The organism is Streptomyces sp. NPDC053560, from assembly GCF_044544605.1.
In the GTDB taxonomy this organism is placed as follows: domain Bacteria; phylum Actinomycetota; class Actinomycetes; order Streptomycetales; family Streptomycetaceae; genus Streptomyces.
Genome location: NZ_JBITXI010000012.1, coordinates 108,194 through 129,095 on the forward strand (window position 1 = coordinate 108,194; position 20,902 = coordinate 129,095).

Genomic DNA, 20,902 nt, shown 5'->3' on the forward strand with positions numbered 1-20,902 from the left:
GAGGGCATCTTGTGAGTACCGAAAAAACGACCTTGCACCGCGGGCTGAGGTCCCGGCACATCCGCTTCATCGCGCTGGGCTCGGCCATCGGCACCGGCCTCTTCTACGGCTCCTCGGAAGCCATCCAGGCCGGCGGGCCCGCGGTGCTGCTGGCGTACCTCATCGGCGGCGCGGCCGTCTTCCTCGTACTGCGGTCCCTCGGCGAGATGGCGGTGAACCATCCGTGCGCGGGTTCCTTCGGCGAGTACGCCACCCGGTATCTCGGCTCGCTCGCGGGATTCACGACCGGCTGGACCTATGCCTTCGAAATGGTCATCGTCTGTATCGCCGACGTCACCGCGCTCGGCGTCTACATGGGCTTCTGGTTCCCCGATGTGCCGCGCTGGATCTGGGTGCTGGCCGCCATCGGCATCATCGGCGTACTGAATCTCTTCAGCGTCAAGGTCTTCGGTGAGCTGGAGTTCTGGCTCTCGCTGGTGAAGATCGTCGCCATCTGCGCGATGATCGTGGGCGGGCTCGCCATCCTCGTCTTCGGTATCGGCGGCGGCGAAATGCACGTCGGGGTCGCCAACCTCTGGAGCCACGGCGGATTCTTCGCGCACGGCACCGAGGGCCTCATCATGTCCTTCGCCGTCGTGATGTTCGCCTTCGGCGGCACCGAGGTCATCGGCGTCACGGCCGGCGAGGCGGAGAACCCGGAGAAGACCATTCCGAGCGCGGTGAACTCCATTCCGCTGCGCATCGTCTTCTTCTACGTGCTGACGCTCGCCGTTCTCATGTCCCTCAATTCCTGGCAGGACATCGGCTCGGACGGCAGCCCGTTCGTGCAGATCTTCGCCGGCCTCGGCATCAAGTCCGCGGCCGCCGTACTGAACGTCGTCGTCATCGTGGCCGCGCTCTCCGCGATCAACAGCGACATCTTCGCGGCCGGCCGCATCATGTACGGCATGGCCGAGCGCGGCCAGGCCCCGGCCGTCATGCGCCGCCTTTCGCGCAACGGCGTGCCGACGATGACCGTCGCCATCATGGTCGGCGCGCTGCTGCTCGGCGTGGTGCTGAACTACACCATGCCCGAGAACATCTTCCTCATCATTTCCTCGATCGCCACGTTCGCGACCGTCTGGGTCTGGCTGATGATTCTCGCGAGCCAGTACGCGGCCCGGCGGAAGATGTCGGAGAAGGAGACGGCAGAAATCGTCTACAAGGTCCCGTTCTGGCCGTACGGACAGATTATCGCCATGGTCTTCATGGCCGCGGTGATGGTGCTGCTTGCGTTCTCCGCGGACACCCGGGTCGCGCTGATCGTAGGGGCCGTCTGGCTGGCCCTGCTGTCGGTGGTGCATTTCCTCTTGCTCCGTCCGCGTAACGGCGCCGCCGCCGTGACCGATTCCCCCCAGGAAAAGCCGGTCGAACCCCCTGTACCGGCACGGGACTGAAAACCCCGAAGGGGCCCGAAAAGGGCCCTTCAGAGCCCGGAAAAGGGCTTTGAAGGGCCCTTTTCGCGGTCCTGAAGGGCCTTTCGCGGGACCGGAGAGGCGCCGGGCGGGGCCGTCGGCGTCATTGGCGACGGCCCCGCCCGGCAGGAACGGTTACGCGGAGGGGTTCTCGCGCATCGGGATACGCACACCCCGCTCGTCGGCAACCGTGTCGGCGATGTCGTATCCGGCGTCGACGTGCCGGATGACGCCCATGCCGGGGTCGTTGGTCAGGACGCGGCGGATCTTCTCGCCCGCCAGCTTGGTGCCGTCGGCGACGGACACCTGCCCCGCATGAATGGAGCGGCCCATGCCCACGCCGCCACCGTGGTGCAGCGACACCCACGAGGCACCCGAGGCCACGTTGACCATGGCGTTCAGCAGCGGCCAGTCCGCGATCGCGTCCGAGCCGTCCAGCATCGCCTCGGTCTCCCGGTACGGGGAGGCCACCGAGCCGCAGTCCAGATGATCCCGGCCGATCGCCAGCGGCGCCTGCAGCTCACCGGAGGCCACCATGTCGTTGAACCGCTCACCCGCCTTGTCCCGCTCGCCGTAACCCAGCCAGCAGATCCGCGCCGGCAGGCCCTGGAAGTGCACCCGCTCGCCGGCCATCTTGATCCACCGGTGCAGCGACTCGTTCTCCGGGAACAGATCCAGGATCGCCTTGTCGGTCCTGTGGATGTCCGACGCCTCACCCGACAGCGCCGCCCAGCGGAAGGGGCCCTTGCCCTCACAGAACAGCGGCCGGATGTAGGCGGGCACAAAGCCGGGGAAGGCAAACGCCCGCTCGAAGCCCGCCAGCTGCGCCTCGCCACGGATGGAGTTGCCGTAGTCGAACACCTCCGCGCCCGCATCCATGAACCCGACCATCGCCTCCACGTGCCGGGCCATCGACTCCCGGGAACGGGCGGTGAACCCGGCCGGGTCCTTCCGAGCCAGGGCCTGCATCTCCTCAAAGGCCACGCCGATGGGCAGGTAGGACAGCGGATCGTGCGCGCTGGTCTGGTCGGTGACGATGTCGACCGGGGCGCCCTCGGCCAGCATCCGCGGCAGCAGCTCCGCCGCATTGCCCAGCAGTCCGACCGACAGCGGCCTGCGCGCATCGCGGGCCTCGGTGGCCAGCTGCAGCGCATGCGCCGGACTGTCGGCCTTCACATCCAAATAGCGGTGCTCGATCCGCCGCTCGATCGCGCGCGGGTCACAGTCGATGCAGATCGCCACGCCGTCGTTCATCGTCACCGCCAGCGGCTGGGCACCGCCCATGCCACCCAGCCCCGCGGTCAAGGTGATCGTCCCCGCCAGGGTGCCGCCGAACTTCTTCGCCGCCACCGCCGCGAAGGTCTCATACGTGCCCTGCAGAATGCCCTGGGTACCGATGTAGATCCACGAACCGGCCGTCATCTGGCCGTACATCGTCAGCCCCAGCCGCTCCAGCCGCCGGAACTCCTCCCAGTTCGCCCAGTCCCCCACCAGATTCGAATTGGCGATCAGCACCCGCGGCGCCCACTCATGGGTCTGCATCACCCCCACCGGGCGCCCGGACTGCACCAGCATCGTCTCGTCCTGCTTCAGCGACCGCAGCGTGCGCTGCATCGCATCGAAGGAACGCCAGTCCCGGGCCGCCTTGCCCGTCCCCCCGTAGACGACGAGCTCGTCCGGATGCTCGGCCACCTCCGGATCCAGGTTGTTCTGCAGCATCCGCAGGGCGGCCTCCTGCTGCCACCCGAGAGCCGAGAGGTCGGTGCCGCGGGCCGCGCGGACGGGGCGAGCGCCTGTCATGTGAGTGCCTTTCATCGAATTCTCGGAATCGTCGTGCGGGGAGATCAGCGGAGCGGGCCGGTGACGGACTCCGCGGCGCCGAGCGCCCGGCCGGAGGCCACGTACTGGACGGCCGCCTCGATCTCGGGGGCGAGGTAGCGGTCGGTGCCCGGGCCCGGTACCTCGGTACGCAGTTCGGCGACGACCGCGGCGGAGGCCGGTGCGGGCGTCAGCGGCGCGCGCAGGTCGAGGGCGCGGGCCGCGGTGAGCAGTTCGATCGCGAGCACGCGGGTGAGGCCGTCGACCGCCTTGCGCAGCTTGCGGGCCGCCGCCCAGCCCATGGAGACATGGTCCTCCTGCATGGCGCTGGAGGGAATGGAGTCCACCGACGCGGGCGCGGCGAGCCGCTTGAGCTCGGACACGATCGCGGCCTGGGTGTACTGGGCGATCATGTGGCCGGAGTCGACGCCGGGGTCGTCGGCGAGGAACGCGTTGAGGCCGTGGTTGCGCGCCACGTCCAGGAAGCGGTCGGTACGGCGCTCGGCGATCGAGGCGACGTCGGCGACGGAGATCGCGAGAAAGTCCAGCACCGCGGCGACGGGGGCGCCGTGGAAGTTGCCGTTGGACTCCACCCTGCCGTCGAGGGTGACGACGGGGTTGTCGACCGCGGCCGCCAGCTCGCGGGAGGCCACCAGCTCGGCGTGGCCGAGGGTGTCCCGCGCGGTGCCGTGCACCTGGGGCGAGCAGCGCAGCGAGTACGCGTCCTGGACGCGGGTGCACTCCGGGCCGCGGTGGCTGGCGACGATCGCCGAGCCGGCGAGCACGGCGCGCAGGTTGGCGGCGCTGTCGGCCTGGCCGGGGTGCGGGCGCAGGGCCTGGAGGTCGGCGGCGAAGACGGCGTCCGTACCGAGCTGGCCCTCGACGCTCATGGCGGCGCTGATGTCCGCGGTGGCGAGCAGGCGGCGCAGGTCGTGGGCGGCCAGGACGAGGGTGCCGAGCATGCCGTCCGTGCCGTTGATGAGGGCCAGGCCCTCCTTCTCGTGCAGGGTGACCGGCGCGATACCGGCGGCGGCCAGCGCCTCGGCGGCCGGGCGCAGCTCGCCGTCGGCGTCGCGGACCTCGCCCTCGCCCATGACGGCGAGCGCGCAGTGGGCCAGCGGCGCGAGGTCGCCGGAGCAGCCGAGGGAGCCGTACTCGCGGACGACCGGGGTGATGCCCGCGTTGAGCAGCGCGGCGTACGCCTCGGCGGTCTCCAGGCGGACGCCGGTACGGCCGGTGGCGAGGGTGGAGAGGCGCAGCAGCATGAGCGCGCGGATCACCTCGCGCTCGACCTCGGGACCGGAGCCCGCGGCGTGCGAGCGGACCAGGCTGCGCTGGAGCTGAGCGCGCAGCTCGGTGGGGATGTGCCGGGTGGCGAGGGCACCGAAGCCGGTGGAAACGCCGTAGTGCGGGGTGACGTCGTCGGCCAGGGACTCGATGACCTTGCGGCTGCGAGTGACCTCCTCGCGGGCGGCGAGGGACAGCTCGACGGGGGCGCCGTGGCGGGCAACGGCCACGACATCGTCGGCGGAAAGCGCGCCGACGTCGATAACAACAGTTGACATGCCTCAATGAAGCACCAGGTCAAGACCCCTGTTCCAGGCTCCACGGAAGCATTGTGTCTGGGATACCAGACAAGCCCCTTCAGGGGCACGGGGGACTGCGCGAGCGACCACAACGGCGCGGCACCGGGCCACGTACCGCTCCCCCACGGCGGGAGTCACCGGTCACCCGCGGCTACGCTCACCCGCATGGCCATCGTCCCCGCAGCCGCCCAGGTCCTGGCGATCCTCCGGTACCTCGCCGGCCAGCTCGGCCCCGCTTCCGCGGCCGCGATCAGCCGGGACGTGGGGCTGCCCCGCTCGACGACGTACCACCTGCTCGACACGCTCGCGCAGGACGGCTTCGTGGTGCACCTGGCGGACGAGCGGCGGTACGGCCTCGGTGTCAGCGCCTTCGAGCTGGCTTCCGGGTACAGCCGCCAGGCCCCCTTCCAGCGGCTGGCCCGGGCGCCGCTCACCGCCCTGGTCGACCGCACGGGCCACAGCGCGCACCTCGCGGTGCTGCACGGGCGCGAGGTCATCTACGTCATCGAGGAGCGGGCGCCGGGCCGGGCGCCGCTGGTCACCGAGGTCGGCGTACGGCTGCCCGCGCACCTGACGGCGAGCGGCCGGGCCATGCTCGCGCGGCTGCCGCACGCCCAGGTGCGCGCGCTCTTCCCCGACGCGTCCGCCTTCGTCGTCCGCCACGGGCACGGGCCCGGCTCCCTCTCGGCCCTGCGCCACCTGCTGGTGGAGGTGCGGCGGCGCGGCTTCGCCACGGAGGAGGGCGAGGTCACGCCGGGGTTCTCCTCGGTCGCCGCGCCGGTGCTCGATCACAGCGCGCACCCCGTCGCGGGGGTCGCCGTGACGTTCCCCGCCGCCGAGGTGCAGCCGGAGCGCCAGGCGGGCATCGCCGAGCAGGTCCTGCGTACCGCCCGCGACCTGACCCTGCGCATCGGCGGCACGCTGCCGGCACCGTAGCGGCGGTGGGCCCACCCGGGCCTGCGAAGCCCGCTCACGGGTGGCGGCGGTGGGCCCACCCGGTCCCGCGGGGCCCGCTCACGGGTGCATGCGCGCACCCTTGACGATCTTGTCGACGGCGTTCTTCGGGCCGTACACGGCCAGCCCCACCAGATCCAGCTGGTCCCGGCCGACCGCCCGCACCGCGGCGCGGTTGGCCCCGTCGTGTCCGGTCGCGAAGAGGTCGGAGGTGAAGACCGACAGGGCGACACCACGGCTGAGCGCGCGGCCGTGCGCGGTGGTCAGCGTTTCCTTGGTCCCCTCGAAGACCAGCACGGGCTGGCGGAACATCCGCAGGTAGTCATTGCCGTCGGCGTCCGCGTACGGCTCGCCGATCACGTCGGGCACCTCGGTACCGATGCCGCTGACCAGGAAGGCGGTGACGTTCAGCCGCTGCCAGGTCTCCAGGTCCTCGCGGAGCAGGACGGCGATCTTGGTGTCGAAGCGGACGGGTGCGGACGCGGGCGCGTCCGGGGCGACGGAGTGTTCAGCGATGTTCGGGGTTTCCATATCGTGGATTCTTCCGAGCCGCCCCCGGCCCCGTCTTGTACGTTTTTTGCATGGTCAGTCGTCCTCGTCCTCAGGTCAGGGCCTGGCGCCCGGCGGTGACCGGGATCGCCGAGGTCTACCACGCTCACCTGACCGGCCACGCGTATCCGCTCCACACGCACGGCGCGTGGACGCTGCTCCTGGTGGACGACGGCATGGTCCGCTACGACCTGGACCGGCACGAGCACGGCGCCCTGCGCAGCGGGGTCACGCTGCTGCCCCCGCATGTGCCGCACAACGGCTCGCCCGCCACGCCGGACGGCTTCCGCAAGCGGGTGCTCTACCTCGATCCGGAGGCGGCGGGCCTGGGCGAGGAGTACATCGGGCTCGCGGTCGACACGCCCGTACTGGAGGACGGCGCGCTGCGCGACCGGATCCACCGGCTGCACGACAGCCTCGTCCTGCCCGGCGAGGAGCTGGAGGCGGAGAGCCGGCTCGCGTTCATCACCGAGCGGCTGCGGGGGCACCTGGAGCGGCGCGGCGGACAGCCCGGCGCGCCGGCCGACGCGCCGGATCTCGCGCGGCAGCTGCGCGACCTGCTCGACGCGCGTACCGCGGAGGGGCTGACCCTCGACGAGGCGGCGGGCCTGCTGCACGCCCATCCGGCGCATCTCGTACGGGCGTTCAGCCGCGCGTTCGCGATCAGCCCGCACCGGTACCTCACCGCGCGCCGCGTCGACCTCGCCCGGCGGCTGCTGGTGGACGGGATGGCGCCGCGGGACGCCGCTGCCGCCGCCGGATTCCACGACCAGTCGCATCTGACCCGGCACTTCACGCGCATCCTCGGCGTTCCGCCGGGACGCTTCACGGGCCGCTGCGCGGCACCCGTCACAGACCGGTGCCCGGCTCCAGCGCCGTCACGGTGAACTCGCCGCCGCAGACCCGCGGCTCGTCGGTGCGGAGGGTCATCGCCTCCTTGGAGCCGGGCGGGTAGGTCTGGAGGAGGTACGGGCTCTTCCAGCACGGGGTGTCCTTCAGGCCGTCCTGGATGGTGTGCAGCACGGCGTACGCGCTGGCGCCCGGCTTCAGGGTGACGGCCTTGCCCGCCGCGCCCTCGCGGGTGGCGGGCTTGCCGATGAGCTGGCCGTCGCGCTGGATGAGCGAGACGCCGGGGTAGCCGCGGAGCGTGCAGGTGGACCTGCCGTTGTTGGTGAACACCAGCGGGGTGTGGATGTTGCCCGCGCCCACGTCGGCGCGGCCCAGACGCAGGCCCAGCTCGTCGGCGGTGCAGCGGTCGGAGGCGCTGTCGGCGGACGCGGAGGCTGCGGTACGCGCGGAGGCGGTACGGGCGACGGTCGCCTCGCCCTTGCCGGCGGCGGGCCGCGTGGCGTCCTGCGTGGCCTTTTCGCCGCCACTGCCGGCGTCTGCGCTGCTACCGCTGTCGGTGCCGCTGCCGCCCGCGGCGGGGGCCGAGGACGACGCGGTCGCGTCGGACGAGGACGCCCCGGCGGCACCGGAGTCGCCGGACCCGGTGCCCTGACAGGCGGTGAGCGCGACGGCCGCGGCGGCGGCGATCAGCGTGGCGGTGGCGGCCTTGCGGCCACGGCGGAGACCGGCGTGGTGCGACATGGGAATCCCCTCATCGAGTCGTCGCGTACGAGACTCTCGTCCCGCACCGTTTCACCATGCCGGGTCCCACTGATGCACCACTAACAAGCCACTAACGCGCCCCGGACCACGCGGACTCGGCCCGGTGGACCGGCAGTCCGGCGTACGGGCGGCTACGCGGCAGACCCTCGGGGAGCACGTCGGAGGTGCCGCGCGCGTATTCCGGCGTCGCGATCAGCACTGCCGCGCGCGGCCCCCGCGCGCTCCCGCAGCTCCGCGACGGCCGGCGGCAGTACGCCCGCCTCCTCCACGTCCTGCTCGGAGAAGGGCAGCCGGTCCACGCTCGGCGCGATCCGGACCTCGTGCGGCGGGGCGCACAACTCCGCCGCCGTCCGCAGCACCGCGGCGTTCAGCGACTGCTTCCGCAAAACTGCCGCACAGGGCAAGGATGTTCATCGCGTCAACCTGTCCGACCGCCTGTCCGAGCGGGCCTGCCCGGCCGGCTGTCCGAGCGGGCCCGTCCGGCCGGCGGGACGGCGACAGCCCGCGCGGCGCGCAACCGGTCACCGCACGCCGCCCGGGCCCACCGTCAGCGCCGGCCGCTCGCGACCTTGCCGCGTACCAGGAACCAGCCGCCGACCAGGGCGGCGACGATGAGCGGTACGCAGGCCACCGACCACGCGGCATCCCCGCCGTCCACGCACATCAGGACCACGACGCCGGCCAGGAAGGCGAGCGTCAGCCAGGACGTGAAGGGCGCGCCCGGCAGCCGGAAGGCGGGCCGTTCGACCTCGCCGCGCGCGGACCGGCGGCGCAGCACCATCTGGCAGATCATGATCATCACCCAGGTGCCGATCATCGTGATCGCCGAGAAGTTCAGCACGATGGAGAACGCCCGCTCCGGCACCACGTAGTTGAGGACGATGCCGAGGATGTAGCAGGACGCGGTGAGCAGGATGCCGCCGTAGGGCACGCCGCGCTTGTTCATCAGCGTGGTGAACTTCGGCGCCGAACCGGCGAGCCCCATCGACCGCAGCACGCGGCCCGTCGAGTACAGGCCCGAATTGCAGCTGGAGAGGGCCGCCGTGAGGATCACGAAGTTCATCACCCCGCTGACGCCGGGCACCCCCAGCTTGCCCAGCAGCGTGACGAACGGGGACTCGCCCGCTTTGTACGCGCTCCAGGGCAGCAGCAGCACCAGGAGCAGCACGGTGCCGACGTAGAAGACGACGATGCGCCAGGAGACGGAGTTGATGGCGCGCGGGATGACCTTGCGGGGATTCTCCGTCTCGCCGGCCGCGATACCGACCATCTCGATCGCCGCGTACGCGAAGACCACGCCCTGGATGAGCACGACGGAGGCGAGCAGCCCGTTGGGCATCATGCCGCCGTGGTCGGCGATCAGCTGCGGGCCGGTGCTGTGGCCGTCCACGGGGTGCCGGCTGGCCAGCAGCCAGCAGCCGATGGCGAGGAACGCGATGATCGCGGCGACCTTGATGATCGCGAACCAGAACTCGAACTCGCCGAACCAGCGCACCGAGATGAGGTTGGCGGTGAGCACCACCAGCAGCGCGAAGAGCGCGAGCGTCCACTGCGGGATGTCGCGGAACGCCCCCCAGTAGTGCAGATACATGGCGACCGCGGTGATCTCCGCGATGCCGCTGCACACCCAGTGCAGGAAGTAGACCCAGCCCGCGGTGTACGCCGCCTTCTCGCCGAGGAACTCCCGCGAGTACGAGACGAACGAACCGGACGTCGGGCGGTGCATGACCAGCTCACCCATGGCGCGGGCGATGAAGAAGGCGAACAGGCCCGTGACGGCGAAGACCACGACCAGGATCGGGCCCGCCGCGTGCAGCCGCTCACCGGCACCGAGGAAGAGGCCGGTGCCGATGGCGCCGCCGACCGCGATCATCTGGACCTGGCGGTTGCGCAGGCCCGCGGCGTAGCCGCCCTCGCGGACCGGGGCGGCGGAGGCCGCGGGGGCAGTGCCGGGGGCCGCGGGGGTACCGGGAGCCGCGGGGGCTCCGGTCGCCGGCGTGGGCGGTGCCGCCTGCTCGGCTTCTGCTGTGTGCTCCATGGTTCTCCGTGCATAGCGGTACGCCGCACACCGCCCGTTCCCGGGCGTGCGCGGGTCGCGCGCATACAGCACGGCGTACCTGTTGAAGTGGCCGGCGCCGATAGGCATGGCCGGTATGTCCATAGGGTGACCGGGCCACCCTAAACCGTTTGCTCAGGCAACTATGAACTGGTGGGTAGCCAAAGTGACAGCCGTGGTTGCGCCGTGGTCACGGCCGGCGTTCCGACCGCAGCCCGGTGAGCGCGCCCGCCTGCCCCGCGCCGCTCTCCGCCAGCACCTCCGCGACCGTCTGCGCCGCCCTGACCTGCGCGAACGTCACCGCGCCCGCGTCGTCGACCACGTAACCGACCACGGCAGGGCGCGGCAGGCTGTTGTAGTGGAAGTGGGTCGAGAAGTAGTACGCGCCCGTGTCGTACAGCGCGACGAGATCGCCCGGCGCCAGCTCCGGCAGCTCCCGCCCGCGCGCCACCAGGTCGCCCGCGAAGCAGCAGGGCCCGGCCACGTCCTGCACCAGCCCGGGCGCCGTCTTGGGGCGCCCCCGCCCGTCGAAGGCACCGACGCGCAGCGGCCAGGAGTCGGGCACGAAGACGGTACGGGTCGCCACCTGCGCGCCCGCGTGTGTGACGGCGATGCGCCGGCCGCCGGAGGTCTTGGTGTACTCCACGTGCGCGGCGATCAGCCCCTGCTTGGCCAGCAGCGAGCGGCCGAACTCCGTCACCAGGGCGTACCGTCCGTCGAACAGCCCCGGCACGGTGGCGCGCAGCAGCTCCGCGTACTCGGCGAAGGACGGCGTGACCTCCTCCGACGCGAAGTTCACCGGCAGCCCGCCGCCGATGTCGAGGGTGTCGATCTGCTGCCGTCCCGCCTGCGCGTTGATCTTCTCCGCCAGCTCGTACACGACCCGTACGCCCTCGGCCATCAGCTCCAGGGGGACGCCCTGCGACCCGGTGTGCGTGTGCAGCCGGGTCAGCCACGGGCGCTCACGGAAGGCGTCGAGAATCCACTGCTCCGCGCCCTCGTCCCGCAGCGCCACACCGAACTTCGACGTAGCCGTAGCCGTGCTCATGGCGCCGATGGAACCGGTCCCGACCTGCGGGTTCACCCGTATCCCGACACGCGGGGCCACCGGCCCGGCCGCCTCCGCCACCAGCGCGTCGACACGGGCCAGCTCCTGCGCGTTGTCGGCGTTGACCGCGATGCCGTGCGCGAGGGCGTCACGCAGCTCGCCGGTCGTCTTGGCCGGCGAGTCGAAGACGATGCGTCCGGCGGGCACGCCGGCGGCGCGCGCCAGCTCCAGCTCACCGGGGCTCGCCACCTCGGCGCCCACGCCCTCCTCGTTCAGCAGCGCGAGAACGGGCACGAGCGAGGCCGCCTTCACGGCGAAGGTGTGCAGCACCTCCCCGCCGCCCTCGACGGCGAACGCCGCCCGCAGCTCCCGCACCGTGGCCCGGACCCCGTCCACGTCGAGCAGCCCGAGCACGGGCGCGTCCGGGCCGACCAGCCCCTGCTCGACGGCGGCACGCACGGCCGCTTCCCTGCGGGCGACGGAATCAAGAGCCATGGGGAACGACCTGCCTTCTGTACGGGGGTGGCGGGGTCCTGTACGGATGAGTCCTGTACGGATGTCCCCTGCGAGAGATCGGAAACCGACTCCCGCCACTGTGCGGGCCGGCACGGGACGGTGTCTGCGTGCCGGACGACGAAGTCCTGGCGTCGACCGCTGTCGAGGTGCACAACACCCGGGCCGCGGTCCGGCCGGCGTGGTGCACCGGCACAACTGTCGGCCCGCACGCATGGTGCACCGCACCTAAGGCCCGCCGCGGCCGCGCTCCGCCTCCCGCCGTCCCCGCCCGGCTCCGGCTCTCCGCCTCACCCCGGCGGGATCAGCCCGGGGGAATCAGCCCGGCCCGTCGCAGCCCCAGCTCGGTCAGCAGCCGTACGTCCGGGTCCTCCAGATCCAGCCCGAACAGCTCCCGCACCCGCCGCAGCCGGTAACGGAGCGTATTGGGGTGGACGCCCAGATGACGCGCGGTGGCCGCCGCGTCCCCGAAGAACGCGAGATGCACGGCCACCGTGCGCGGCAGGTCCGTCCCGTGCTCCGCCTCGTACGCGAGCAGTTCCCGCACCGCGTCCGTCGCCGACGGGCTCAGCTCCGCCACCGCGTCCACCACCCGCATGGCGTCCAGCGCGTGCCGTACGTCGTCGGCCGAGGCGACCTCCGGAGCGCCCCGCTCCCGCAGGACCCGCAGCACCAGCTCGGCCCCGGCCCGGGAGGCGGCGGCCTCCCCCAGCCCCGCGCCGACGGGCCCGATGGCGACCAGCGGCCGTACGCCGCTGCCGCGCAGCACCGTGGCCAGCTCGCCGCCCAAGCGGTGTGCCGCACCGGTTGCCGGGTCGGTGAGGAGCACGTCGAGCCGGTCGCCGTCGCGGTACGCGAAGGCCGGGCCGTGGTGCGCGGCGGCGCGCAGGGACGCGAGGTGCAGGGCGCGGTCGAGCGCGTCGGGCAGGGGCGCGGGCGGCGCCGCCGCGACGGTCAGTACCGTGCAGGGGACCTGCGGATCGACCTCAAGAGCCGCGGCCGAGTCCGGCACGTCAGGCTGCCGCCCTTCGAGGAGGGCCCGCACCGCCTGCTTGCGGCGGGACGCGGCGGACCGGGACCGCAGCCGGTGGTGCAGCAGATGCGGGACGGCGGTCTCCGCCGCGGCCCGCAGCGCGTCGCGCGCGCCGGCCGGCAGCGGCTCCCCGTCGGCGGCGGCCCACAGGGACCCCAGGATCTCGTCCCCGCCCCGTACGGCAATGGCGAGCCGCTCCGGGAACCGCCCGTCAGCAGGCCGGTGCACCACATCGGGCGTGGTCCACAACGTCCGCAGGAACCCGCTCTCGGCCAGCTCGGCCACCCGCCACTGCGGCACCCGCCGCCCCAGGATCGTCAGCCGCCGCAACGGATCCGCGGTGTCGGCGGTGGGCGAGTACGCCAGCACGTTGGAGTCCGGGTCCTCGATCGTGATCGCGCCCCCGACCAGCGCCGCGAGCGCGACGGCGAGGCCGGGCAGATCCCCGAGCGCCACGTCGACGGCGGCCTCCTGCCGCACCCCGCCCCGGCTGAGCGCCGCCCGCAGCAGCCCTATCAGCTCGCCCCACTCGATCCACGGCGCCCGCGCGAGCAACGCGATACCGCCCTCGTCCGCCACCGCGGCCAGCCGCTCCGGCACCCCCTCCGCCCCCCGCCGCATCACCAGCGCGGCAGCCCCCGCCCGTGCGGCATCCCGCAGCACCCGAGGAGCACCGTCCGACGAGGTGTCCACCCCCACCGCCACCAGCACCTGCCCCGCGGCCTCCAACGTCTCCCCCGCGTCGAAAACCCCGACCCCGCGCACGGCCACATCCAGCCCCCGAGGCGCCCGCACGACCTCGACCAGCTCCATACCACCCACAGCGAGCACCTGCGCGAGCGAGGGTGCCCCGCAGCGGGAAACGGACGCGGACGGATCATCGGGGGTACGGGAGTCCATGGGGTCAGTGTCGCCGATGCCCGCCGGGGGCGCCGTGGGGGACGGCCGAACCGGGTGGTCAGGGGGTGTTCAGGTCACCGGAGTTCAAGCACCTCGTGTATTTCTCGATCGGCTCGACCACGCGCGACAGATCCACCAGGACGGCATCGACGGCGGTGACCCGGCCGGAGACCACTGCCTCGACGGCCGGCCGGCGGCCGTAGGTGACGATCACCTTTGCTCCATTCCTGGACCGCCTTTCGCGGAAGACCCAGTCCACACCGTTGACGGTCGCGCAGGGGTCCACGGTCGGCGCGGGCGGCCGCATGCCGCAGCGCAGCACGATCGCCTTGTCGCCCCATACCGCGACCCCGGCGCGGCCGGTGAACGTCAGCTTCTGCCCGGCGACGGTTTCGGGGTAGCGGGCCGCGGGCCCGGACGCAGGCCGACGAATCGCCGCGCGGCGCGGGCCCGATCCCGTTCCCTGGTGACGTCACCTCACGCACCACCAGCACACCGGCCACCAGGGCGCCGACCGCCGACACGGCGACGGCAATCCGCGCCCGGGAAAAACGCACCACGAAGGAATCCAGTGAGTCAGGCGGTCAGCCGGTCGTTCTTGACGGCGGAAAGGAAAGACGCCCAGCCCCCCGCGGGGAACACGAGCACCGGACCCTGCGGGGTCTTGCTGTCGCGCACGGGGACGACGGCGGCGAAGTCGTCGGAGACCTCGACGCACGCGCCACCGTCCTGATTGCTGTAACTGCTCTTGCGCCAGGCGGCGTCACTCAGGTCGATGGATCGCACGGTACTTCCTCCAACAGACGCAGGACGAACTTCCGTGACTCGGCAGGAGAAAGCGCCAAGTCGCGCACCGCATCGTACGCCTGTTGCAATCGCACAACGGGGCCGGACTCCTCGATGAGTTCGCCCCGGTAGCCGTTCTCCGTGTACGCCACGGTGCGTCCGTCCGGCAGCATCAGATACCACACCTCGGCGCTCACCAAGCCGTGCAACCCGACGCTCTGCGGCAGCACATGAAAGGTCACGTTCGGCCGCTCAGCCATCTCGATCAGATACTCCAGCTGCTCCCGCCACTCCTCCGGACTCCGCAGGGGAGTACGAACCACCGCCTCCGACAGGATCGTTCGGAAAGGCGGCGGGTCCTCCCCCTTTAACAGCTCCCGTCGCCCTGTGCGTGCCTCGACCTGTCGCGCCAGTTCGTCGCCCTTGATGCCACCGGCCGTCAGTACTTCGCGCGCGTACGCCGGGGTCTGCAGCAAGCCCGGCAGCACGCTCACCGCGAAATGCCACAGGCTCACCGCCTCCGCCTCCAGCGCCATGTACCGCCGGTAGCGCTCGCGGAACTGCGTATGGTCACCGGCCGCCAGCTCCCACAGGGCCAGTAGCAGGCCCGGTGTTCCGTAGTGCTGGTCCAGCGCCTGGACGACCTCGGGGCCGCCCAGGGTCTCCCCCTTCTCCAGCTTCCCGAACAGCGACCAGTCCCAGCCCAGCCGCTCGCCGAGCTGCCGGAGGCTGTCGCCCCGCTGCGTACGCAGTAATCGCAGCTCCTCCGCGAACCGCTGACGCGGCTCCTGGCTGCGGCCCGTGATCACTCGTCGCTGCGGCATGCGCGCTTCCCTCCGTGCGGCCGTGGAAGGTGTGGCACCAACGCCGTAAGCCCGGGAAGCACAGCTCACCCACGGTGTCGGCGTCCCGTTCCGGAGACATCCTCGTGTTGATCGGACTACGGAGCGTAACGCAGCTCACGAAGCCCGAGCAGGAGAACAACGGAACCGGAGAGGACAGCCATCCCATGACGGCACCATCGCCACACCTCAAGGTCCAGGAGGCCCTGGACGCCCGAGACGCCCTCGCGTCCGCGCTGACGCGGGCAGGCATCCAACTGCCCTCGATGGACGTCCGCACGCCGTGGGCGGGCGACGGCCGGTACGCCCTCGTCCACCTCGGCGTGTGTTCGGCGCCCGTCGCCCACATGCTGGCCGAGGCGATCACGAAGGGCACCGGCCACCGTGCCGGGTCACTGAGCGACCGCGTCGCCGAGGCGAACGCCCGCAGCCGGCAGGGGCGCGGCTGAGGGACGTGGACAACGGCTCGGGGGGGCCGCCGACGCGGAGGCCGTGCACCGGCCCGTACACCGGTCTCCTTCTCAGAAGGCGTACCGGACGCGCAGCCACGGAGCACGCGTGGCGAGGAGTTGCCGGATGCGCTCCAGGGACTGCCGCTTGATGTCCTGGGCGTAGCGCACGTTGAGCGAGCCGTTCCGCGAGCGCTTGGTCTCCTGGGCCTCCGGCTGCCACAGCACCTCCTCGGCGCGGGGGTGCCAGCCCAGGTTGACCTCGTGGAGCGCCTCGTTGTGGGTCAGCATGATGATCTCGGCCGCTGCCTGCTGCTTCACGCGGTCGGGCAGGACGTCGTCGAGGTGGGTGAGCAGGTCGGCCCAGGCCCGCTGCCAGCCCGGGCGCAGCACGATGGGCGAAAGGTTGAAGTGGACCTCGTATCCGGCGTCGAGGAAGTCGGCGGCGGCGGCGATCCGCTCGTCGACGGGGCTGGTGCGGATGTCCAGCAGCCGGGCGTCGTCGCCCGGCATGGCGGAGAAGCGCACTCGGGTACGCCCTTGCGGGTCCAGCGCGAGCAGGTCGGGGTTGACGAACTTGGTCGCGAAGGATGCCTTGGCCGTCGGCAGGCCACGGAACGCGGCGATGAGATCCGCCGTGTTGTCACAGACCAGGGCGTCCACGGAGCAGTCACCGTTCTCGCCGATGTCGTAGACCCAGGCCTTCGGGTCGCACTGGTTGGGTTCCGTCTTGGGGCCCTGAGCCCGTACGTGACGCCGGACATGGGCCACGATCGCCTCGATGTTGGTGAACAGCGTGATGGGGTTGGCGAAGCCCTTGCGGCGGGGGACGTAGCAGTAGGCGCAGGCCATCGCACAGCCGTTGGAGGGGCCCGGCGCGATCCAGTCGGCCGACCTGCCGTTGGGGCGGGTGGTGAGGTTGTGCTTGACACCGAGCACGAGCGTCTCGGTCTTGATGCGGACCCACCGGCCGATGTTGCCGTCGTTGCCGTGCAGGGACGGGATGCGCCAGTGGCTGTCGACCTCGGTCACGCGCACCCCCGGCAGCCGGGCCATGATCTGCTGGCCGCGCGGCGAATCGAGGGCCGCCGGCTCGGCGTAGACCTCGCGTACGTCGAGCATCCGGCGCGCCTGTGGACTGTCCCGGAACGCCTGATGCGGGGTCCGCACCGGTGAGGTCTCCGCCCAGCCGAAAAGCGCTTGCTGCTCAGGCTCTCCCGAGGCGGCTTCTCCCGCCGGCTGGTCCACGGGCTGATCCTTTCCGTCCGTTCCCCGCCTTCAGGGGCTCAGCTCTCGGCCCCGGCGGTCGAGCCCCTACAGGGCCTGTGGTCCGAGCCCCGAGTCGTCCGAGCGCGGCGGCCCGACGGCGCACCGCCGGGAAGGGCCGCACCGTCCCGCACAGATCAGAGCGCACGACGGCGCGGACCATGCACCGCACACACCGTCAGGGGGCGACGTCCTGGTCAGGCGCCCTGCTTCCCCTCCGGCACCAGAATCGCCACGCACTCCACATGATGCGTCATCGGGAACAGGTCGAAGGCCTGGAGGCGCTTCGGGGTGTAGCCGGCTGCGGCGAAATAGGCGAGGTCGCGGGCGAGGGCGGCCGGGTCGCAGGCTACGTAGGCGATGCGGCGGGGAGTGAGGGAGGCGAGGTGTTCGACGGTCTTCTTGCCGGCGCCGGCGCGGGGCGGGTCGAGGACCACGAGGTCGACGTCCTCGATGCCGGTGCGGGGGAGGATCTGGTCGACCTTGCCGTGTTCGATGCGGACGCGGTCGTCGTCGGCGAGGTTGTGGCGGGCGTCCTCCACCGCGCGCTTGCCGGACTCGATGCCGAGGACGGCGCCCTTGTCGCCGACGCGGTCGGCGAGGGCACCGGCGAAGAGGCCGACGCCGCAGTAGAGGTCCAGGGCCATGTCGCCCTTCTTGGGCATCAGACCGCGCATGACCGCCTCCACGAGGAGGTCGGCGGCCTGGGGGTGGACCTGCCAGAAGCCGCCGTTGCCGACGCGCCAGGTGCGTTCGGCGGCGCGTTCGCGGACGAAGGGGCGGCCGTGGACACGGTGGACGCCCTTGTCCTTCTCGCCGATGCGCATGACCGATACCGGCTTGTCGAGCTCCACGATGGGGAGCCGGCCGCCGGGCTTCGGGGTGAGGATGACCTGGCGGTCGTGCGAGCCGGAGGCAGCGATGGCCTCGACGGTGGCGATCGCCGGCCAGTCACGCTTTTCGATGCCCAGCTCGGAGACGCCGGGGGCGGCGATCAGGCAGCGGTCGATCGGCTGGACCTCGTGCGAGCGGTGCTTGCGGAGGCCCGCGCGGCCGTCGGCGTCGATGGCGTACTGGACGCGGGTGCGCCAGGCGGGGACCTCGCCGGCGGGGAGCTTGTCGCCGGGGGCCGGTACGACGGTGCCGTCCCAGCCCGCGTCCTCGGGGGTCAGGCCCGCGAGGCGCATCAGCTGCTCGGCGACGACCTCGCCCTTGAGGCGGCGCTGGGCGCCCGGCTTGGCGTGCTGCCAGTCGCAGCCGCCGCAGCGGCCGGGGCCGGAGAACGGGCAGGGGGCCTCGACCCGGTCCTTGGAGGCGGAGAGGATCTCGACGGCGTCGGTGCGGAGGAAGCGGGCGCCCTCGTCACCGTCGGTGACGCGAGCGATCACGCGCTCGCCGGGCAAGGCGTGGCGTACGAAGAGGACCTGGCCCTCCTCCGTACGGGCAATGCAGTGGCCGCCGTGCGCGACGGGGCCGACCTCGACCTCGTACTCGGTACCGACGAGGGACTTCCGCTCGGTGCCGGCCTGCGGGTTGTTCGGTTCGTGCGGCATGGCGAGCGGACTCCAGGGGGTGGGGTACGGGGTGCGGACAACAGCCTTCTAGTCTACGGGCCGCCGCGCCGTGCCTCGGGCAGCGCGGCGGCCCGGGCCCCACCCCCGGTGGCGCGCTCACTTCTTCGTGGCCGCCTTCTCCTTCTTCGGCTGGGTGACCGGGCCGCGGCGGACCGAGCCGGGCGCGTTCCACTCGGCGCGCTTGCGGGCGCGGACCTTGGCGGCCTCGGAGGAGTCCAGCTGCCAGGGCACGGAGGTGACCATCACGCCCGGGGTGAAGAGGAGCCGGCCCTTCAGGCGCAGCGCGGACTGGTTGTGCAGCAGGTGCTCGTACCAGTGGCCGACGACGTACTCCGGGATGAAGACGGAGACCGCGTCGCGCGGGCTCTCCTTGCGCAGCGACTTCACGTACTCGATGAAGGGCCGGGTGATCTCCCGGTACGGGGAGGCCAGGACCTTCAGCGGGACCTCGATGCCGCGGCGCTCCCACTCCTCGCGCAGCGCCTTGGTCTCGGCCTGGTCGACGTCCACGCTGACCGCTTCGAGGGAGTGGGAGCGCATCAGCTTGGCGTAGTTCAGGGCCCGCAGGGTCGGCTTGTGGACCTTGGAGACCAGGACGATGGAGTGCACGCGGGAGGGGCGGGCGACCTCGTCGTCGGGCGAGTCCGCCGCGGCGATCTCGTCGGCGACCCGGTCGTAGTGCTTACGGATCGCGGACATCGTGACGTAGAAGATGACCATGCCGAGCAGGGCGACCCAGGCGCCGTGGCTGAACTTCGTCACCAGGACGACGACCAGGACCAGGCCGGTGAAGGTGGCACCGAAGGCGTTGATCGCGCGGGAGCGGTGCATCCGGCGCCGCTTCGCCTGGTCCTTCTCCATGGTCAGGTGGCGGTTCCAGTGCCGGACCATGCCGATCTGGCTGAGCGTGAAGGAGACGAAGACGCCGACGATGTAGAGCTGGATCAGGCGGGTGGAGTCGGCGCCGTAGATGTAGACGAGTATCACCGCGGCGCCGGCGAGCAGCACGATGCCGTTGGAGAACGCGAGCCGGTCGCCGCGGGTGTGCAGCTGGCGCGGCAGGTAGCGGTCCTGCGCGAGGATCGAGCCGAGCAGCGGGAAGCCGTTGTAGGCGGTGTTCGCGGCGAGGAAGAGGACCAGCGCGGTGGCGGCGGCCAGGATGATGAAGGGCAGCGTCCCGTCGCCGAAGACGGCGGCCGCGACCTGCGAGATCACCGGGTTCTGGGTGTAGCCGGAGCCGACCGGGGTGCCGTTGTGCAGCAGGTCGGTGGCGGGCTTCTCGGCCATCTTCACGCCGGTGACCATGGCCAGCACGATGATGCCGCAGAACATGGTGACGGCCAGGCCGCCCATGAGCGCGAGGGTGGTGGCGGCGTTCTTCGACTTGGGCTTGCGGAAGGCGGGGACGCCGTTGGAGATCGCCTCGACGCCGGTGAGCGCCGCACAGCCGGAGGAGAACGCGCGCAGCAGGAGGAAAATCAGCGCGAAGCCCGCGAGGCCGCCCTGCTCGGCGTGGATGGTGTAGTCGGCGGTGGGGGCCTTCATGTCGTCGCCGAGGACCGCGCCGCGGAAGGCGCCCCAGAGGATCATGATGAAGACGCCGGCGACGAAGATGTACGTCGGGATGGCGAAGAGCTTCCCGGACTCCTTCACGCCGCGCAGGTTCATCACGGTCAGCAGAACGATCATCGCGATGGCGCAGAACGTCTTGTGCTCGACCACGAACGGGATCGCCGAGCCCAGGTTTTCCACTCCGGAGGAGATGGAAACGGCGACGGTGAGGACGTAGTCGACCAACAGCGCACTGGCCACGGTGAGGCCGGCCTTGGGGCCGAGGTTGGTGTTGGCCACCTCGTAGTCGCCGCCGCCGCTCGGGTACGCGTGCACGTTCTGCCGGTACGACGCCACGACCGTGAACATCAGGACCACGACGGCGATCGCGATCCACGGGCTGAAGTGGTACGCGGACACGCCGGCCACGGACAGGACGAGCAGCACCTCCCCCGGCGCGTACGCCACGGAGGAGAGCGGGTCGGAGGCGAAGACGGGGAGTGCGATGCGCTTGGGGAGAAGGGTCTCTCCCAGCTTGTCGCTGCGCAGTGCGCGCCCGATCAAGATGCGTTTGGGCACGTCGGTCAGTTTGGACACGCAGAGGATGCTAAGCCTTCGTCAAGGGCCCCGCCCACCCGCCACCCGAGGGGGCGGTGCGGCTCTCGGAACACGCCGCCCGACTGGTCCGCACCGCCCGCGGAGGGTCCCGCGAGGGCTACGGAATCCGTTGTTCCGCTGACTCGTACGGACCGCGTACGCCCCCCTTCCGGGTCCCCCGAAAGGCGGAACTGCCTGCCCCGGGCGGGGTGTCCACACCCTCACCCCCGTGGAGGGTGCCGACATCCGATCCGCTGCGGGCGGCCCGGCGGGCGAGCAGACCCCTGACGCTGCGCCGCCCGCCGTGCACCCGCC

The 20,902-nt window shown here is 71.7% G+C and carries 17 protein-coding genes and 1 pseudogene; 4 read left to right on the top strand and 14 right to left on the bottom strand.

The window, feature by feature from the left end; genetic code table 11:
• Positions 1–11: 11 nt before the first annotated feature.
• Positions 12–1,436, top strand: a complete 1,425-nt coding sequence (locus tag ACIGQF_RS27580) for an amino acid permease (protein WP_399715374.1) — start codon at positions 12–14, stop codon at positions 1,434–1,436.
• A 153-nt stretch (positions 1,437–1,589) separates the two neighbouring features.
• Here ACIGQF_RS27580 and hutU read toward each other — a convergent pair whose 3' ends face one another.
• Entirely contained in the window at positions 1,590–3,254 is a 1,665-nt protein-coding gene (gene hutU / locus ACIGQF_RS27585) for a urocanate hydratase (RefSeq protein ID WP_399715377.1), read from the bottom strand.
• Positions 3,255–3,298: 44 nt separating this feature from the next.
• Positions 3,299–4,837 (bottom strand): histidine ammonia-lyase, encoded by a 1,539-nt coding sequence (gene hutH, locus ACIGQF_RS27590; protein WP_399715380.1) that lies wholly within the window; start codon positions 4,835–4,837, stop codon positions 3,299–3,301.
• A gap of 186 nt (positions 4,838–5,023) precedes the next feature.
• Here hutH and ACIGQF_RS27595 point away from each other — a divergent pair, with 186 nt between their 5' ends.
• The gene (locus ACIGQF_RS27595) at positions 5,024–5,794 is read left to right on the top strand and encodes an IclR family transcriptional regulator (RefSeq protein ID WP_399715383.1); all 771 of its coding nucleotides are present in this window, start codon (positions 5,024–5,026) and stop codon (positions 5,792–5,794) included.
• A 78-nt stretch (positions 5,795–5,872) separates the two neighbouring features.
• On the opposite strand, the gene ACIGQF_RS27600 is transcribed toward ACIGQF_RS27595, so the two are convergent.
• The gene (locus ACIGQF_RS27600; RefSeq protein ID WP_399715386.1) at positions 5,873–6,343 is read right to left on the bottom strand and encodes a DUF2000 family protein; all 471 of its coding nucleotides are present in this window, start codon (positions 6,341–6,343) and stop codon (positions 5,873–5,875) included.
• Between the two features lie 50 nt (positions 6,344–6,393).
• On the opposite strand from ACIGQF_RS27600, the gene ACIGQF_RS27605 reads away from it, so the two are divergent.
• Positions 6,394–7,248, top strand: a complete 855-nt coding sequence (locus ACIGQF_RS27605) for an AraC family transcriptional regulator (RefSeq protein WP_399715390.1) — start codon at positions 6,394–6,396, stop codon at positions 7,246–7,248.
• On the opposite strand, the gene ACIGQF_RS27610 is transcribed toward ACIGQF_RS27605, so the two are convergent.
• The 8 genes from ACIGQF_RS27610 to ACIGQF_RS27645 all read right to left on the bottom strand — a co-directional run bounded on the left by ACIGQF_RS27610 (position 7,211) and on the right by ACIGQF_RS27645 (position 15,132).
• On the bottom strand, positions 7,211–7,951 hold the full coding sequence (locus tag ACIGQF_RS27610; RefSeq protein ID WP_399715393.1) for a DUF4232 domain-containing protein: 741 nt from the start codon (positions 7,949–7,951) through the stop codon (positions 7,211–7,213). The genes ACIGQF_RS27605 and ACIGQF_RS27610 overlap by 38 nt on opposite strands.
• A 152-nt stretch (positions 7,952–8,103) precedes the next feature.
• On the bottom strand, positions 8,104–8,358 hold the full coding sequence (locus ACIGQF_RS27615) for a hypothetical protein (RefSeq protein WP_399715395.1): 255 nt from the start codon (positions 8,356–8,358) through the stop codon (positions 8,104–8,106).
• A gap of 161 nt (positions 8,359–8,519) precedes the next feature.
• Positions 8,520–9,845 carry an amino acid permease gene (locus ACIGQF_RS27620; RefSeq protein ID WP_361563126.1) on the bottom strand — a complete coding sequence of 442 codons (1,326 nt, stop codon included), beginning with the start codon at positions 9,843–9,845 and terminating at the stop codon, positions 8,520–8,522.
• 373 nt (positions 9,846–10,218) lie between these two features.
• Positions 10,219–11,571 carry a diaminopimelate decarboxylase gene (locus ACIGQF_RS27625; protein ID WP_399715398.1) on the bottom strand — a complete coding sequence of 451 codons (1,353 nt, stop codon included), beginning with the start codon at positions 11,569–11,571 and terminating at the stop codon, positions 10,219–10,221.
• A gap of 322 nt (positions 11,572–11,893) precedes the next feature.
• Complete coding sequence (locus ACIGQF_RS27630; RefSeq protein ID WP_399715400.1) at positions 11,894–13,522, bottom strand: PucR family transcriptional regulator; 1,629 nt, start codon at positions 13,520–13,522, stop codon at positions 11,894–11,896.
• Between the two features lie 58 nt (positions 13,523–13,580).
• The gene (locus ACIGQF_RS27635) at positions 13,581–13,829 is read right to left on the bottom strand and encodes a hypothetical protein (RefSeq protein WP_399715753.1); all 249 of its coding nucleotides are present in this window, start codon (positions 13,827–13,829) and stop codon (positions 13,581–13,583) included.
• A gap of 269 nt (positions 13,830–14,098) precedes the next feature.
• Complete coding sequence (locus tag ACIGQF_RS27640) at positions 14,099–14,308, bottom strand: DUF397 domain-containing protein (RefSeq protein WP_399715402.1); 210 nt, start codon at positions 14,306–14,308, stop codon at positions 14,099–14,101.
• Positions 14,290–15,132 carry a helix-turn-helix domain-containing protein gene (locus ACIGQF_RS27645; protein ID WP_399715405.1) on the bottom strand — a complete coding sequence of 281 codons (843 nt, stop codon included), beginning with the start codon at positions 15,130–15,132 and terminating at the stop codon, positions 14,290–14,292. The genes ACIGQF_RS27640 and ACIGQF_RS27645 overlap by 19 nt, the downstream gene beginning before the upstream one ends.
• Before the next feature lie 185 nt (positions 15,133–15,317).
• Here ACIGQF_RS27645 and ACIGQF_RS27650 point away from each other — a divergent pair.
• A pseudogene (locus ACIGQF_RS27650) lies at positions 15,318–15,524 on the top strand (hypothetical protein); the annotation flags it as partial.
• Between the two features lie 147 nt (positions 15,525–15,671).
• On the opposite strand, the gene ACIGQF_RS27655 reads toward ACIGQF_RS27650, so the two are convergent.
• The 3 genes from ACIGQF_RS27655 to ACIGQF_RS27665 form a co-directional block, all read right to left on the bottom strand.
• Positions 15,672–16,847 (bottom strand): spore photoproduct lyase family protein, encoded by a 1,176-nt coding sequence (locus ACIGQF_RS27655; RefSeq protein WP_399715408.1) that lies wholly within the window; start codon positions 16,845–16,847, stop codon positions 15,672–15,674.
• A gap of 215 nt (positions 16,848–17,062) precedes the next feature.
• Entirely contained in the window at positions 17,063–18,418 is a 1,356-nt protein-coding gene (locus ACIGQF_RS27660) for a class I SAM-dependent RNA methyltransferase (RefSeq protein ID WP_399715412.1), read from the bottom strand.
• 117 nt (positions 18,419–18,535) lie between these two features.
• Entirely contained in the window at positions 18,536–20,587 is a 2,052-nt protein-coding gene (locus ACIGQF_RS27665) for an APC family permease (RefSeq protein ID WP_399715415.1), read from the bottom strand.
• Between the last annotated feature and the right edge of the window lie 315 nt (positions 20,588–20,902).

What these genes read in the sequence shown, in the direction of transcription:
- ACIGQF_RS27605 (WP_399715390.1), top strand. Translation starts at nt 6,394, where the DNA reads ATGGTCAGTCGTCCTCGTCCTCAGGTCAGGGCCTGGCGCCCGGCGGTG.
- hutH (WP_399715380.1), bottom strand. Translation starts at nt 4,837, where the DNA reads ATGTCAACTGTTGTTATCGACGTCGGCGCGCTTTCCGCCGACGATGTC.
- ACIGQF_RS27660 (WP_399715412.1), bottom strand. Translation starts at nt 18,418, where the DNA reads ATGCCGCACGAACCGAACAACCCGCAGGCCGGCACCGAGCGGAAGTCC.
- ACIGQF_RS27635 (WP_399715753.1), bottom strand. Translation starts at nt 13,829, where the DNA reads ATGCGGCCGCCCGCGCCGACCGTGGACCCCTGCGCGACCGTCAACGGT.
- ACIGQF_RS27595 (WP_399715383.1), top strand. Translation starts at nt 5,024, where the DNA reads ATGGCCATCGTCCCCGCAGCCGCCCAGGTCCTGGCGATCCTCCGGTAC.
- ACIGQF_RS27630 (WP_399715400.1), bottom strand. Translation starts at nt 13,522, where the DNA reads ATGGACTCCCGTACCCCCGATGATCCGTCCGCGTCCGTTTCCCGCTGC.
- ACIGQF_RS27600 (WP_399715386.1), bottom strand. Translation starts at nt 6,343, where the DNA reads ATGGAAACCCCGAACATCGCTGAACACTCCGTCGCCCCGGACGCGCCC.
- ACIGQF_RS27620 (WP_361563126.1), bottom strand. Translation starts at nt 9,845, where the DNA reads ATGATCGCGGTCGGCGGCGCCATCGGCACCGGCCTCTTCCTCGGTGCC.
- hutU (WP_399715377.1), bottom strand. Translation starts at nt 3,254, where the DNA reads ATGACAGGCGCTCGCCCCGTCCGCGCGGCCCGCGGCACCGACCTCTCG.
- ACIGQF_RS27645 (WP_399715405.1), bottom strand. Translation starts at nt 15,132, where the DNA reads ATGCCGCAGCGACGAGTGATCACGGGCCGCAGCCAGGAGCCGCGTCAG.
- ACIGQF_RS27625 (WP_399715398.1), bottom strand. Translation starts at nt 11,571, where the DNA reads ATGGCTCTTGATTCCGTCGCCCGCAGGGAAGCGGCCGTGCGTGCCGCC.
- ACIGQF_RS27610 (WP_399715393.1), bottom strand. Translation starts at nt 7,951, where the DNA reads ATGTCGCACCACGCCGGTCTCCGCCGTGGCCGCAAGGCCGCCACCGCC.